General features: G+C 37.5%; 11 protein-coding genes. 2 read left to right on the top strand and 9 right to left on the bottom strand.

The features are described 5' to 3' along the window. Positions 1-117: 117 nt before the first annotated feature. Entirely contained in the window at positions 118-840 is a 723-nt protein-coding gene (locus AB4140_RS17905; protein ID WP_303445951.1) for a hypothetical protein, read from the bottom strand. A 281-nt stretch (positions 841-1,121) separates the two neighbouring features. On the opposite strand from AB4140_RS17905, the gene AB4140_RS17900 reads away from it, so the two are divergent. Beyond that, positions 1,122-1,349, top strand: a complete 228-nt coding sequence (locus AB4140_RS17900) for a hypothetical protein (RefSeq protein ID WP_133126443.1) — start codon at positions 1,122-1,124, stop codon at positions 1,347-1,349. Positions 1,350-1,482: 133 nt separating this feature from the next. Here AB4140_RS17900 and AB4140_RS17895 read toward each other — a convergent pair whose 3' ends face one another. Then, on the bottom strand, positions 1,483-1,932 hold the full coding sequence (locus AB4140_RS17895; protein WP_102476887.1) for an SMI1/KNR4 family protein: 450 nt from the start codon (positions 1,930-1,932) through the stop codon (positions 1,483-1,485). Positions 1,933-2,345: 413 nt separating this feature from the next. Here AB4140_RS17895 and AB4140_RS17890 point away from each other — a divergent pair, with 413 nt between their 5' ends. Continuing rightward, entirely contained in the window at positions 2,346-4,760 is a 2,415-nt protein-coding gene (locus AB4140_RS17890; protein ID WP_372002033.1) for an ATP-binding protein, read from the top strand. A 167-nt stretch (positions 4,761-4,927) separates the two neighbouring features. Here the strand turns inward: AB4140_RS17890 and AB4140_RS17885 are convergent, their stop codons facing one another. From AB4140_RS17885 to AB4140_RS17855, 7 genes are all read right to left on the bottom strand, one after another. After that, positions 4,928-7,087: an ATP-binding cassette domain-containing protein gene (locus AB4140_RS17885; protein ID WP_102438353.1), complete on the bottom strand. Its 2,160-nt coding sequence runs from the start codon at positions 7,085-7,087 to the stop codon at positions 4,928-4,930. Positions 7,088-7,090: 3 nt separating this feature from the next. Further along, positions 7,091-8,701 (bottom strand): ABC transporter transmembrane domain-containing protein, encoded by a 1,611-nt coding sequence (locus tag AB4140_RS17880; RefSeq protein ID WP_198589346.1) that lies wholly within the window; start codon positions 8,699-8,701, stop codon positions 7,091-7,093. Then, positions 8,694-10,070 carry a TolC family protein gene (locus tag AB4140_RS17875; RefSeq protein WP_372002030.1) on the bottom strand — a complete coding sequence of 459 codons (1,377 nt, stop codon included), beginning with the start codon at positions 10,068-10,070 and terminating at the stop codon, positions 8,694-8,696. Before AB4140_RS17875 ends, AB4140_RS17880 begins: the two co-directional genes overlap by 8 nt. Then, positions 10,067-12,298 carry a response regulator gene (locus AB4140_RS17870; protein ID WP_372002028.1) on the bottom strand — a complete coding sequence of 744 codons (2,232 nt, stop codon included), beginning with the start codon at positions 12,296-12,298 and terminating at the stop codon, positions 10,067-10,069. The genes AB4140_RS17875 and AB4140_RS17870 overlap by 4 nt, the downstream gene beginning before the upstream one ends. A gap of 2 nt (positions 12,299-12,300) precedes the next feature. Then, entirely contained in the window at positions 12,301-13,650 is a 1,350-nt protein-coding gene (locus tag AB4140_RS17865; protein ID WP_102438345.1) for an HlyD family type I secretion periplasmic adaptor subunit, read from the bottom strand. A gap of 43 nt (positions 13,651-13,693) precedes the next feature. After that, on the bottom strand, positions 13,694-14,017 hold the full coding sequence (locus AB4140_RS17860) for an Hpt domain-containing protein (RefSeq protein WP_102438343.1): 324 nt from the start codon (positions 14,015-14,017) through the stop codon (positions 13,694-13,696). A 184-nt stretch (positions 14,018-14,201) separates the two neighbouring features. Continuing rightward, a partial coding sequence (locus tag AB4140_RS17855) for a tandem-95 repeat protein (RefSeq protein WP_372002026.1) occupies positions 14,202-16,644 on the bottom strand: 2,443 nt, incomplete at its 5' end.

The following is a 16,644-nucleotide window of genomic DNA, read 5'->3' as shown; positions in this document are numbered from 1 at the left end:
GCTGTGTGTTCTTGTGACTTGAATGAATGGAAAAACCCTATAGCGATCAATCTTCTTTCACAGTTTTCTTACTATAATCCGGTAAAGTCTGTGCAACTCTACGGCGAAGATCATAGCTTATGATTCTGAGCGATGAATAGCCAAACAAAGCTTTCTATTAAGCATCTCTCGATATAAAGCACAGTTTAATATTGCGATGCCATACATTTCAAACGCCTCTTCAAATACTCGGCGCAGTTTGTACAATAAGTCAGCCTTGGAATCGACTAATCCGTGCTCTAACATCACAGCACCTAGATATTCAAAACCAATAGCCCCGGTAAGAAAAATCCCCCCTGAAAGTACAAAATAAAAAGCGCTTTGTTTTGATAATGATCTTAAAAATGGCACTAGCGAGACGCCTACAACAAACACAAACAACACCCCAAAAGGTAACCATGTGTGTGAGCTAATTAAGGCCGGTATGATGTCTTTCGCAGCAAGGTAATCATGAATATTTGAAAAATTTTCGTGTACCCCTACGCTCTCATCACAGGATAATAATAAAAATAGCACTGCTAAATATAACCAATAATTAAAGCCTTTATGATGATTGGTTTTTTCAAATAGATATAAAACAAAAAACAATATTGACGCTAATAGTAAATTTAATACCGAGAAATAAGTCGGAAAGCTTTGCTCATTACCTACGTCAAATAACGGCAAGAAACCCAATACATATTCATGTCCAGTGATATGAGCATAAATATAGGCAGCGAGCCCAGCAAGAACCAACAGGGTGACTATTGAGAACTGAGTAATACAGAATGTAGATAATTTGATATTCAATTTTATGTCCACAACCACTCCTTACATCGCGTCATCTGAATTAAACTCAAGGCCTGTGCAGTTTAAATTTCAAGCAAACAATAGCTTAAACATAGCTTTGCGATACCGCTTATGTAAAGTAATATTCTGACTAAAAACCAACAAAAAAGGACTCGATATCGAGTCCTTGGATGAATTAGCCTGAATTAACACAGTGGCCAAAAAATGCCCCCAAATTAAACTTCGAGTCTTATACTTCGAGCCTTACATTAACCATATTAGCGGCTGTTATTGGCATCGTACTTGATAAAACAGTGCTGTTTGAATCGTGGAATAAATATCTAGTTAACCTCTGTTTTTCGGCAACCATACTATTTCATTTGATCCCTACTGCCACCGAGATTATGACCCGTTTCCCTATGGATGACCCCATAGTGACATCATTAGAAGACCCTTTATTGCAAAAAACATTCTTAATCATTTTTATGGTATTTATCAGTTTTGTTATTTACCAAATGAACTGGTTACGCAAACAAAAATAATCCATAAAAAACCGGCTTAATTACTTAAGCCGGTTTTTTCACTAACAGAAACTTACACTTAAAATCAATATACTTAGACAGTTAACCTACTGGAAGCTATACAATAAGTAACTTAGCTAGTGATACATCCGCTTTAAAGATCATTGAACTGCTGTAGCCATTCACTGAACGAATTAGACACCTTTTCAACCGTCCCCCAACCTTGATTATAAAACCACACAGCCACATCTTGCTGCTGAGTTTGACACTCGGTTTGCTTAAAGCAAAACATGTTGCCCTTACAATCAGAGGCAAACAAAATATGCCCTTTTGGCATGCCGCTCATCTCATATAAGTTGGACAGTAACGCCACATCTTCAAGGCTTAAAAAGTCCTGCACTTCAGAAATATCGACACCTAAATCGCAAATTTTTGTCAATACATTAGGGGTGTGCACCAAGCCATAGGTTGAGATTAAATACTTATATGAGTCTGGCAGCACTGCCGTCAGTTTTGCTTCAAGTTCAGCGATAAACTGACTCTTTATTGGCACCATGGCATTTTTACTGCCCCAGTTTTTTACAAATAGATCGATGCTATTCATGCCTACATATTCCCAAAACAACTAAAGCCAGAATACTGGCCAAAAAATTGTGACTAAAATACCAGAGAAACCCAAAAAGTCCGCGGTTTAACTGTAATTAATATTAGTTGACCACTTGTATCTTGAAGCTTTGGATGATTAGCAATCTGTATCACGCTATGTGCTTCCCCAAAAACGGCAAGGTTTTTCATTATATTCAAGCCCTACCCATGTCAGCCTGAAACAATGCAGGTATGAGTAAGCTAAACCTGCTGCATTTTGTTTGTACTGTGACTGATAAACTTAACCTATGGCTTGATTTTATCAGTGTTTTATCAATCTTTTTCTGTTTGTTTTCTGATATTAATATGATTTACAACTATAGTTATTAGATAGGATTGGCAATGATAATGGATTACTAAAGGTTTATGGATATGAAAACTTTTGCACGACTTAATCTTAAGCAGTTAATGGCTGTTGGTGCGGTTTCAATATTTATTATTTTGATACTTTTTTTAATCGCCAATCAAAAAACTATTCAACAGCGACACGAGCTCGGAGTGTTTCAAAATAAGATATCGCTTGCCTCCAATACCCTTTTACAACTTCGCCGATTGGAAAAGGATTTTATCCTAAGACGTGAAGAGCAATACATCACCCAGCTTAATTACAGCGAAAGATTATTAGAGCAACAACTGCTGGATATCAATAGCATATTGATATCCCATGACTTACAAATAGACTTTAACGGCCTTGACAGTATCAAGAGTGTCGCCCGCTATACCAACACCTTTAACGAACTTAGCAAGCAAACCTTTTTGATTGACGGAGATGACCTTGAACCTGGTTATCAAGGCAGATTTAAGCTTGCGGAGCTGGCATTTGAGCAAGATGCTTTGCAGCGTCATGATGCTGAATTAAACCTGGTACTGCTTGATATTCAGCAGCAGACTTTCGAGTTTTTCTCCAGCTTTGACCCAAAGCAGCTTGAACAAATTACGCTGCAATTTGACACGCTTGGCTCACTTCTGGGCCGAAATAATATCGATAAATCCATTACTCGCTATTTAGAAGCCTATAAAAACGCATTTTTCACGCTACAAACTGCACATCAAAAGCTTGGCTACGACTATAAATCAGGGCTACAAGGTGAGCTTCGCGCCTCGATTCAACAGGTTGAAGAGGAGCTTGATGGGTTATTTAATCAACTTCCAAGCATGATAGATGAGAAAATTAAAAATTACTTATTGTATGACTATCTGCTTGCCTTATTATTATGCTTACTTATCTTTATAACCTTATATACGGTCAACATTGCCAGCCATCAACTTGAAGCAGAACTGATTGACGCTAAGCAAGATGAAATAAAGGCCAATCGGGCTAAAAGCTCGTTTCTCGCGAATATGTCCCACGAAATACGTACTCCGTTAAATGGCATTATTGGCATGACCGAGATCCTCACAGACTCTAATTTAAACGCCATGCAAAAAGACTATTTAGCGACGATAAATGCATCCTCTCAAACACTATTAATGCTTATCAATGATATTTTAGACCTCTCCAAAATTGAATCGGGCAAGTTTGATATTAATGTTCACACTTGCGCCATAAAAGAAGTTATCTACGATACAGCAGCCCTTATCGCCCCCAAGGCACAGCAAAAAGATATCGAATTGCGTATCGATATGGATGCACAAATACCGACGTTAATCCGTGCCGATGAGCAAAAGCTAAGACAAATTTTGATGAATCTGGCATCAAATGCGATTAAGTTTACTAGTTCAGGTTCAGTGCAATTTACCTTGCGACAACAGCCATTAAAAAGCGCCCAAGACCATAAGGTTAATTTATATTTCTCAGTAAGAGATACTGGTATTGGAATAGATGAGGACAAACAAAGTCAGGTATTTGAAGAATTTAAACAAGAAAGCAATAGCACCTCTACTGAATTTGGTGGCACAGGTTTAGGGCTGGCTATTTCAGCAAAAATGGTTCAAATGATGGGCAGTAAAATTGAAATCAACTCAACCAAAGGAGTCGGCTCAGAGTTTTATTTCAATTTGATTTTAGACAAGCAGGCCCATACAGCCCCTGCTAAGCCAGCTCAAACCATTTATTACTGTGCTAACGAGCATGAAACCCTGTTACTGCAAAATTTGGATGAATTTAACTACCCTGTCATCTTACTTAAGGCCTTTGATGAGCTGCCTGAATCAATATCAGACAGTGCAGTATTACTGCTCAAGCAAACTCCCACGACTAAAGCCTCTGACATCATTAACATAACTAAAGCTTACCCAAACTTGCCTGTGGTGCTATCTCGTCATAACAATGATAGCAAGGATGACTTTGGCGAATCCATTTCTGGCTACGTCACAATCCCATTGTTAGGGCTTAGATTAGATACCTTACTGAAAACCGTCACAAGATCAGTTACTGCTGACATTGAAAGCACTCAAGCGACGATGAAGAGTGACAAACTTATTTTGCTGGTGGAAGATAATAAAATTAATCAGAAAGTGGTTGAAATTAACTTAAAAAAATTAGGAATAAATTACAAAATTGCCAACCATGGTGGCGAAGCGCTAGAAATATATAAACGTCACCATAAAAACATCGAATTGATACTGATGGATTGTATGATGCCAGTTATGACAGGCTTTGAAGCCACTGAGGCCATACGCGCTTTTGAAAAGGTAGAAGGCTCAGAGCCTGTGGTTATCATAGCCTTAACCGCTTCAATTTTAGATGATGATATTCAAAAGTGTTACGATGTGGGCATGAACGATTATTTACCTAAACCCTTTAGACGCGAAATTCTGGTAGAAAAGCTCACTAAATTTATTTGATGTCTTTTATCTGTGCTTTATTTATAGCGAAACTCAATTCACAGCTAAGCTCAATTAAAAGCCCACTACAAGAATACACTACCAAATTTGACTGATGAAAAAGGGGGATTAAAAGTAGCCTCCTTAGACCCTGTTGAAGCGAATACCATCTGCAAAGGCTACGGCCTTTAATACAATATTTTAGACGCCGCTGATAAGACCTTATCAGGCGTACCAAAAAACTTCTGCGCCCCCTCTTCATCCAGCAGTAAACACAGATCTGATGTTGCCACCATGGCCTTCTCATTGCTGGTATAGATCACTGTGCATTTCTTTAAATAGCTAGAAAAAAGCGAAGTTAAATAATGGCTATTTTCTTTTTCTGAGCCGACAAATGGCTCATCAATAATAAGAAATTTTTGCTGACAACTACCAATACCAATCATCAGCTTTATTTTTCTTAAAATACCATCTGGTAAGCTTTTGATTAATCCGCTGGTGATCAGTGTTGACTTACCTTCTGGCAAGTATTTTTCTAAATGAAAAAAGCTGATCATTTTATCGATATGGTCTTCATCAACATAGCCATTATAAAGCCGATAATTAGCCAGAATTGACCCTTGGTATAAATGAAAGTCAAAGGGGATATAGCAGATGCTATTTCTATATTTGAAGCTATTAAACTGGGTAATATTATAATTATCTAGCGTGATTTGACCTTGAAAACGGGTTTCAATCCCCCCTAAAAGGTTCATTAACGTGGTTTTACCTACCCCAGAAGGCGCACAAACTGACACTTTCTGGCCTTTGCCAACACGAAAAGATAAGTTAGTTAACCCTTTTGAAAGCCCCGTATAACGATGGGTTAGCCCGGTGACTTCTAACTGTCCCTGAAATTGATTTAATGGCGAGCTTTTCTCCATTTTATTGCGGTCATCATCTAGTGACATTAGCGCATTAATTTGCCCCGTTGAAGCTTTAATAGTATCTATTTTGGCTAAGGAATTATAAATCCCCATAATTGGCGTTAGTGCCTTCCACACTAAAATGATAATCGCCAACATAGCACCTGCATCTGTCGTGCCTTCCATCACGCCTGACACCGCGGTGACAATACTGGTGATGCCGATAATTTGAATCAAACTACCACCCATACTCTGCACTTTGCTGTTAGTGGTACTAACTTGGTGTGAATCGCTTAATCGTTGTATTAACGCTGAATTAAAACGTGATTTTAATACCGAAATTAATGGTAACCCTTGAATTGAGGAGGTATTGGATAATATTTCATTCCACTGATAAGAAACCATCGCATTGGCTCTAGAACTTTGAGAAGCCGATTTTGAATAGATGTAGCGGCCATACACACAAAAGCCCACCATGACTAAAATACCAGATATTACGGTTATCGCCGCGGTGCCAGACATGATGACTATGGCAATGATAAAAATAAAGATAAAAGGTAAATCAAAGTAGCTTAAGCTTGATTCAGCTGTCACTAACTGCCTAAATTGGTCAATATCTTTGAGTCTGGCTAACTGTGAAGATGTACCAGCACTTGATGTCATCGCATAGGGCAGCCACAGCAGTTTAGACAAAACACTGTAAGAAATATAACAAGAGAGCTCTTTGCCTGAGGTTGCTAGAATTTCCATACGCTGCTTTTTCAAAATATATTCGAAACAAGCGACCATCACAGCCCCTGCTGAAAGCCACAATAAGGTAGAAATCGAGCCTGCACTTAAGGCAAAATTATATACACTCATAATAAAAAAAGGCTGCAGGGCGCCCAACAAGTTGATCCCTAAACTCAGTTTAATGAGATCTTTAAATTCTGCGTTATATCGATAAAACGAATATTTAATCCAATTCTTTTTATCTTGAGACTCTGGCGGCGGCTCTCGAAATAACCGAGAGTAACTTGATATGTAACAGATCGATGCGACAAACTCGCCGCTGGGATCAAACACATATTCGAAAATATTGTCATTTTCATAATCATATAAGAAGCAGGTTTTATCGTTATAACTGAGTAAAATATAATTTTGATGTTTTAGCGAAATAAAGGCCGGACATGTGACCTCGTGTAATTGATCTTTTGTTTTTATATCAATGCTTAGACACTCATAGCCAACTCTGGTTAATGTGGCTTTAAATGCGCTAAGGTGGTTGTCATGATGAATAAAGACATCGGATAAAATACTGGGGGTCCCTTCCCACTCTAATGCAATCAACGCATAGGCTATGCCATTTAATAATGGCGTTTGTTCAAAGCGCTGCTGATACTCACCATGCTTAAAGTGCTCTAGTCTTTCGTTAAGCTCATCAAATGCTATTAAAGTATCCATTTTTTAACCCAATGTAATCGTTTCAACCAGGGTGTCAGTATTGGTGATTTTATTACTCACTATGACAAAGGAGTATTTTCCGGTGCGGGGCCTCAAACAAGAGAGCAAATTAATGGCCACTTCTTTATCGTAAACAAGATCAAAATCATCAATAATAATAACCAACTTGTTATTTAATAGTGCTCTTACAATAAGTAATAAAAAAGAAACCTGACGAGAAAATACTTTACTATTACCGCTACTGAGCTCAGTAAAAAAACCGAGTTTGAGTTGGTCGATATCTTCTTTTATTGATAAAGCTTCACAAAGAGAATATGCCGCCTTATGTAATTGCGGCCTAAAACAAGTGATATTATCTATGATAGTCCCTTCAATAAAACTGCTGTTTTTATCTATAGTTACAACAAGGTTAGCATCGATATTCTCTTCTTGAGATTTTTGTACAATGCGCTCAATTAACCGGGTTTTACCACTACCCGACTTGCCTTTTAGTAGGGTTATTTTTCCCTTAGTAAAAGAGATTTCTCGATTATTAAAAATTATCTTGGGGATCCTACTGTTGTAGGCTAATAACGCTTCGTTAGCTTTATCACTGGCCAACACACTTGAACCAGAGCTAGTGTTAGGCTCTTGCCCGGCAGCAGACTCAGGCGAGGTGCAAGCCGCTTTATTGGTATTTTCCATCAGCAACATTTCATTCAAGCGATCAATATAAATTTTATTGATTTTCCATTGTCCCATAGTTCTCATCGCTTGCTGATACGGGCCAAAATAGCGGTTAGTTAATAAAATAATAGCCGCCATCACCCCTTGGCTCATTTCTGTTGCGATCACGCTAAGGGCACCATTAATTACCACTACCGCCACTGAAAGCTGCTGCACCAAAGAAAGAATTAAGGCAAAATTTGATTCCTGTCTTTCAAATTTAGTACTGAAATGCTCTCGTTGTTCGATCATGTTATTCATCAAGTTTTCAACTCGGTATTCCATGGTGCGACTTTTAATATCCAGTGGATATGACACAATCTCGATTATTTTAGAGTTTGTAATCCCCTCAATAGTCGACTTGGTTTCTAATAACTGCACTTTTTTACTTGTTGAAAAATAGGCAATAATAAATAGAAATAATGACGCTACACTGATGATAATACCGGTATTCAGATTAATGACCGCCAGTACGACTATGGTCACAATACAAGTAAATATATTGATAAAAGATGACACTAAGTCGCCACTAAAATAGGATTTTAAGCTGGGGATCGTATTGAGTCGTTCTAAGTATTCACCGACTTCAAGCTTTTTAAAACGGGTGATATTGGCATGACATACCGCCTGAAACAGTTGATTGGTGATTTTTCTTTCAAACTTATTACCAATATCAGCAATAAGGGTTTCTTCTAATGCTTTCACTTTGTAATCTAAAATTATCGCTATTAAAATAATTGAATAGATAAAATACAAAGTGGAAGTTGCTTGATTTGGCAGTACCCGGTCAAAGATAATCAAAATTGCAAATGGTAACACCAACCCAAGTAAGGTCGTCAGAATACTTGAAGTGAATAGAAAAACTAAGTCGATTATCGACAGTTTAGGAATATAGGATAATTTATTCATCAGCTTCCTTTTTCAACTTTTCAAGCACTTCCAAATCAAAATTATTCTGTATCGGCACCATACTATTTGATAATGCACTAAGAATATTAAGGTCAACTGGGCCGAGTAAGGCGTCAAACTTAGTCATATTGATGATGTAATCATATTGATTAGAATAAAAATCACGAATACTGTTGTATAAATTTGACTCTGAAGAAAGTAAATCCGTTAATGTTTTAGTTCCGATTTTATAAGCTTTTTGCGTTCCTTTATAAACTGAGTAGTTCGATATAATAATTTTCCGCAACAAATTAATTGATGTGACATTGTCATTAATTTGATAAATCAACTCATCAAATTCAACTCCTGCGTCATCAATTGATTGCCTATGGTTAGCGATACTCTGGAATATTTTATTCTTATTTTTTTGATATTCATAATAAGTGGAGCCACCACTCATTATGGGAACATTTATATTTAAAGAGTAGCTGATATCATCGTTATAGGTTTCAACATTATTATTGCTATCATTGACACTATAATTTGCCGACGCTGAAATGGTGGGGTAAAAGCCTGATTTGGTTTTATCCAATGTGGTTTCTGATTTTTTGATATTGTATTGTGAAATAATAATGTCGTAGTTTTTATGGGCTAAGTTTTTTTTAAGCTTACTTTTGCTTCTTGATGGGATCTGTTGATAGTGCTGATTTAATTGGATATCAAACTTAGGTTCGAGCTTTGTTTGGGTTGTAGAATTGAGCTTGATTAGAGAAATCCTGATGTCTTTTTCAATGCTTGCCAAGCTTTTTGCATTTTGCTCCTTCTTAGCATAGGCCTCATAAACATCTGTTTTGGCCACATTACCCAGCTCATTGTTTCTACTAATTTGCTCTAGGCGTGCTTGAGATGACTTTAGCTCCACTTTGGTGGCTTTATGCTGCGCTTTGAATTTTAAATAAGAGAAATAATTTTCAACCACCTTGATGATAATATCATTGAGAATTTTATTATGTTTTATTTCATTTATTTGTAACTCTAACTTGCTCAAGTCGTAGTCATATACGATAGAGTAATCCAGTAATACCTGTGACAAGGATAAACTGTAACCATTACTGTTATAGTCATTATCGGTACGACTGCCATCATCAGGGTTAGGGTAGGTGGTTTTAGATTCATTCCAAGTGGAATTTGCCTGAATATTCACGGTTGGTAAGAAAGGCGAAGTCCCTTTTTGTAGATCATATTCTGAAGACACTAATTCAAACTCAGAACTGATAATCTGATAATTATTCCTCAATGCCTGATCAATTAACAAAGATAGCTCTGATGCCCTTGTAGAAGCAGCATTAACAACACACAACAGTATTAAAGCGAATTTAATAATCTTCATTTATTCGCCTTATTAATTGCTAGATACTTTCTTAATACATTAAAAATCTCATCTTTTTTATAGGGCTTATGGATGACATAATCCATGCCCGCACTGATACATTTTTGATGTTCATCGTTACTGGTTAAAGCGGTCGCACCGATGATGACCCTGTCAGGCAGATTATTTTCATTGTCACTCTGTCTGATCCTTGATGTCGCCTCTAAACCATCAAGATTAGGCATAATACAATCCATAAACACCGTTTTATAATCGCCCACTTTGACTGACTCAATGGCTTCTTTACCATCATTAGCCGTATCACAATCAAAACCTAAATCAGTGAGTATTTTCTTCAAGATAAATTGCTGCAACCTATCATCTTCAACGATTAATATTTTTTCTGATTTTTCATCTACCGCTGCGTCTTCGTCTTTATTTATATGCTCAACAATATGGGCGATAAAATCACTGGGTGGACAAGGGTGATAAAAGACATGATCAACATGTTCGTAGAGCTTCTCATCGATATTTGAGGATGATAACGACAAGAATATTTTGATCACTTTCTTATTCAGCCTCGCCTTTAATATTTTACAAAATGACTGTAAATTTACCCCCTGAATAGTATTGGTTAAGATGATGCCATCTTGGGGTGAAAGCTCCTTTATAGATTGAAATAATTCATTGCCGGTGCGGGCAATAATCACTTTAGCCCCTTGATCTGTTAGCATTTGTTCAATCACATCAACTTGCATATAAGATGCACCACAAATTAGCAGCGTTCTGCCGTAGAGCTGGTTATTTTCAGTCTGATAATCAACAGGGGTGACATCAAAAGAGATCCGCACTCTTGATATGTCATCAATATTTTTTTGAATGACATGATATTTTTTTATTTGATTGAGTAATGTTTTAACCAATGCCTTGTTGGTTATGTCTTTTTTAGGTACGACACCCCAAGCTAAATTTTCGATATGCTCCATGGAGGGTATATCTTGATCATAGAGGTATAGATCAATATTAATCTGTAACTTCTCAACCCTTGTTGCCGAGCTGCAACTTAAAGAAAACAGTACGTTACGACAGTTGGAACTGGAGATTGTTTCGGAAATTTGCATCAGCAAAAGCCAAAATAAACCAGTATGATGACCATAAAAGGATAAGGGAATAGTATTTGCGACGTAACATTCTATAAGTTTATTTTGTTGCTTAGATTTTGTTGATAGTAGTACTACTAATTCACTAATTAAATTGTAAAAATCGACCAACTTTGTGCTAGAAGATGACTCTACTGTTGAAAGTAAATTAAAATTTTCAGCAAGGTTTTCTAATGTTCTGGTCGCAGTGGTGATCTCTTTGGCCTGTAAAACCTCTTGAACATTCTCTTTATTGACCAGTAGATCAATGCCCCCGTGTATGGTGTTAGTTATGCCTCTAATTTCATAACCTAATAAGTTATACAGCCTTTGGTATAAGTCAGTTTTACTCATTTGCTGCTCTAACTTTTCAAAACTAAACAGCAGCATGGAGTAGATTTTTTTTTCATCTGAGCTTGATTCAATATCTGATAAGCGATGCTTTAGAGAACTATGATTGAGGGTTTTAACGTCACCTAAAATATGATGAAACGACTTCGATAATCTGCTCTTTTCTTTTACTGTGTATCGAATTTGCTTCCTTATCAGGTACCAGCCAAACACAAAAAAACCAAATATGGCGGTATTGATGGCAAAAAATATCGCCATTTGGGATTGTGAATTTTGCTTTATATCAGCTGCTAATTTTTGATTTAGGTTAGCTGAAATATCACTAACTTCTGCTAAACTTCCTTCGATATCAAGTTTTAATGTATTGATATCTTTATGATCATTATACTTTTTTACATATAAGTTAACGTAGTCAAACTTTAACAGACCAGCAAGGGATATAAGTTTTTTTTCAGTAGATGCGATAGAAATGAAAGACTGTACGTCTTTAGCAATTTGCTGCGTCAAAACAGAAATTTGAGCCTTATTACATGGTGAGCGCCCTACTTCGCATAAGGAGAGGGTGGCATTTAATATTTCAAGTTGATCGACGATATTGTTTGAGGTGTTAATGAGTGCATCTTGATTAGCCGTGACGGCAGGCTTCTGACCAGAAACGGTATTTTTTAGTGAATAAACCACTTGGCCGAGAGTTAATATCAGCACAATAGCAAAAGCAATTTTAATTTTTAGCGCATTATTATTATATTTTACATTCATGTTTAACGCTCATTAAACGACTCTTCTAACGCAGCCATTATAGGTTTAAGAGCATAATCAATAATTTTTCTACTGCCTGTTTTTACATCTGCAGTAAATTCCATATATGGTGCTAAGTGGTACTTAACCCCTTTATTTTCTAAATAATTTTTATTGATTGTGAGTTCGGCTAGAAAAAATTCTTCTTCTTTTTCTTCGTATGATCCTCTCGAGATAGATGAAATCACCGCATCGATAACACCGTATTTAGCAAAATTATAGGCATCAAGCTTTAGTTTTACTTTTTGGCCTTTAACGATAAAACCTATGTCTTTGCGGGCTATTTTTATCTCAGCTCGTAAAGCATTATTTAACGGCGTGATATCAGCAATGCTATCCCCTGGCGATATAATGGCAGAGATATAATTATAATTAAGCTTATCTACTGTACCGTCTACCGGTGAATAAACAAACAAGCGATCCACTTTATCTGAAATCGATGGCAGCATTTTTGACTTTATTGAAAGCTCTTTGTCTAGCGCAACAACCTTGGTTCGATATTCGCTATCCCTAATAAACTTGGTGTTTTCCAGTTGCTTGGTGAGACGAGTTAATAAAAAACCTTCATTAACTACTGACTCCTCTAAATTTTCAATTTCACGCAGCATATTCATTTCTTGCACTTGCATATTAAGCACGTCGGTATATGACGCCATTTCTTCTTTATACAATTGCTCTTTTATGGCGAGTTGCTTTTTAATTATGTTTAACTGGGCTGTAGAAGAAAGTATTCGCTGTTTCATAGAGTCGATGATCACCGTTTTATGGGCAATATCATGCTCCATTAAATCATCACTGGTTACATTTTTGCTATTCTCTTCTCGCCATTGCTCTTGCTGTATTTTGAGCGTTTGTGGATAGTCTTTAAAGGCTGAAAAGTCGGGTTCTTGTTGGGATATTAAAGATTCGTATTTTATTAGCTCTATCCTAAGCTGATTGATTTCAAAAAGATTAACAGCAAGATCACCAAGCTTATCTTTTGATCTTAATTGTGCAATTTTTTGGCCTTTGTAAACAATATCGCCAGGGGCGACATAGAGTTTTTCAAGTATCCCTCCTTCTAAGTGTTGCACTTTTTCGATATCTGAGTTTAGAAGTATTTCCCCTCTTGTGGCCACAGTAATTTCAAGCTCTGCTTGTGAGCCCCATATCAATAAAATAAAGAAAAAGACAAATGCAACCGAGGAAACTTTTTGTGAACTATTACTGCTGTTTTTAGCTATTAATACGCTAGAGCTATCAGAATGAACACTGTTAATAGACTCCTCGATGATGTCTTCAAAGTTTTGCTCAAGATTATCTTTACCTTTCATTTATCTCCATCACTACCTTGTTATGTCAATGAAATAAATTTTTTTAAACGGAAAGGCTAACCTGCTCAGCAATTTTTGATAGGTGTTGCTGTATTACATCTATTTGCTGCCTGCTTGGCATTTCGCCCTTTTTACTTATCCCCTCGGCCTCCCTAATCAATGGAACAGCATCTTCTTCGCACAAGTTAGACAAAGAACCTGATAAAGTATGAAAAACATGAAAAAGCGCCTCTGTATCCTGAGTACTATAATGCGCCTCAATGGTTGTTGCGGCATCAGCATTGCACTCTAAATACAAACCTAATAGCTCTTTTACGCACTCTGTATCACCATCAAACATGTCACTTAACGCTGTTATATTTATCATATTTAAAACTCATTTTGACTTGGTTAACACCACCTAAATTGACGACTTAGGTACTGTGTAATTACGATTTAATAATCCCTAATAATAACTTTAGTTTAAAATCCAGATATCTCTATAAAAAACATATATTTTATAAAGATACCTGCACTTTAACGTCTTATCACTGTAAATATTTAATCGTGGTTTATATTGAATCAGCCAATGTCGTTGAGTCATCCTCTGTTGTTGTATGAGCGCTATCATCAAAGCTGGCGCTGTCATCCATAACGTCAATACCGAGATCGGTGTTATCACCTGAAGTCCAATCACCTGCATTACTATCATCAGAGCCTGTGATTAATTGTTGCGTATCAGCACTTGAGCCATCCATTTCATAAGAGGAATTAACGTCAATGGTAATAGACGTTGCTGCTCCATCAATTGGTTGATCCATGCTATTAACACCACTCATGTCCATATTAATATCACCGCTAAAGTTTTCTGGTATTTCTAGCTTGACTGGTTGACATAAGTCCCCAGTAATTAAGTATTCACTGTCTCCTTGCTCTATACCTGACTGAGGCGAAACACCTTCTGGTAAACCAGAAATAATCACATGGTCGACTTCACTGTTTGAGCTGATATCTGTTGGTATGAATACATTTACACTGCCACCAGGTGCTGCTGTATAGTCATAATCTTCAGATTCATTCCCTACTGCAGAGCCAAGGGTTATTGAGCTATCGACTGTATCTGTGCCATTACTGACACTGTAAGTTAAGTCTAAAGAACCTTGTGAATCAGTATCTTGCTCAACACTATAGCTACCATCAAGTAAATCGATAACGACTGCATTTTCTGCCTGCACGTTTGAAACAGTTAAATTATCACCTTCTATACCTTCTACATTTTCAAGTAACTCATCAACAGTTACGATTGTTGCAGCTGGCGCTTCGATACTTGCCTCGGCAATATTATCTACTGCTGCCTCTGTGTTTATTGCCGATATTTCAAAATCAACCGAATGAGATGTGCCGTCATCTACGGTAAAATCGACAGTGACCGGTCCTTGATAATCAGGATCTGACCAGAATGTCCATGTCTCATTATCGTTGTCTATCAATACTCCTTCTTCACCTGAATAACTCACGCTTTCAACATTGACAGCCTCTGAATCTAAACCTTGAGATTCCAATAAATCGCTGGCCTCTAAAAGTACGTAACCATCATCATTCATGGCAAATGCTTCTTCATGTGGCACATCGTTCAATAATGGACTGTCATCCTCTACTGAACTTTCATCGCCAACATCTAAAGTAACTGAAGATACTGTGACAAAGAAATTACCGTTGTAGTCTTCTGGTGGCGTCATTGATAAATCTTCAAGATTCCATTGGGTTATATCAACAACCTGCCCTTCTTCAGTGATAGTCATGGTATTGGTGCCATCACTCACTACGAAGCCTACTGGGTAGCCTGTCATCACAAGACTTTCCATTGTTTCTGATGCATCAAGCATTTCAACATTAAGTGAGAAATGACCCGTGCTATCTTCAGCAAAAACAAGTGGCCCTTCATGAGCTGTGGTAATAACAGTACCGTCAGCTACAGGTCGAATATAAATAGGTAAGTCGACCGTTGCTTCACTATTTCCATCTGTTGCGACGATCTGCAAACCTGCGGTACCAGCAAAATCACCTGTCGGGCTAAAGGTCCAGGTTCCATCACCATTGTCAGTAATACTGCCGTCAGCCTCCTCACCATCTGCGGTAACCACTTTCGAAATGGTTAGTGAGCTGTCAACATCACCGAATAAGGCTAATAAATCAGCTTCGCTAAAGGTTATGTCGCCATCTTCTTGAATAGTCAGATGCGCATTACCATTTTGGAATGGTGAATCATCCACTGGGATGATATCCATTGCCAATTCACCTTCAACTTCCTCTCCAGTTTCATCAGAAATGGTATAACTTAATTCTATTAAGCCATTGAAGTGCTCAGGAGTAATGAGGTTATAAGTACCATCCTGATTCTGTGTTAGTGATGAGTTGGCAGGTTGACGAACCGATAGATTATCTAACGTCAGATTATCACCATCGATATCACTTGCCTGTGAAAGGATATAGTTAGGGTCAATGGTTATGCTGACGTCTTCAGTACCCTCTAGATTGATAGTAGGTGCTGTCGGTAAATCATTAATTGGATTTACTGTTAAATCCATTGCGGCAGAAACAGTTGCTTCACCATCTGAAACATCAAATGTCAGCCCTAAATCGCCGTTGTAATCTGGATCTGGTGTAATGGAGAATGTGCCATTACCGTTATCAACCACACTGCCATTACCATTAACAGCTAAATTACTAGCAGTTAACTCATCACCATCGATGTCACTGGCATTGGCCAGTAACTGCTCTTGCGTGACCGTAATAACACCATCTTCATCCATAGTGTAAGCGACATTGCCATCAACTACAGGTGCGTCATTAACCGCCAGTGTAGTAATGCCTGCGGTGGTTTCAGCAGTGGCGCCATCATCATCGATGATGGTGACATCCAGGCTGATGTCACCGTTGAAGTTCTCATTTGGCGAGAAGGTCACTGAGCCATCTTGGTTTTGAACCAGGATACCGTCGGTACCAGAGTAAGAC

It is taken from the genome of Shewanella sp. 10N.286.51.B2, assembly GCF_041469265.1.
Taxonomy (GTDB): Bacteria; Pseudomonadota; Gammaproteobacteria; order Enterobacterales; family Shewanellaceae; genus Shewanella.
Note: the sequence above shows the minus strand (reverse complement) of the source record. Positions and strands in the feature narration are given on the sequence as shown.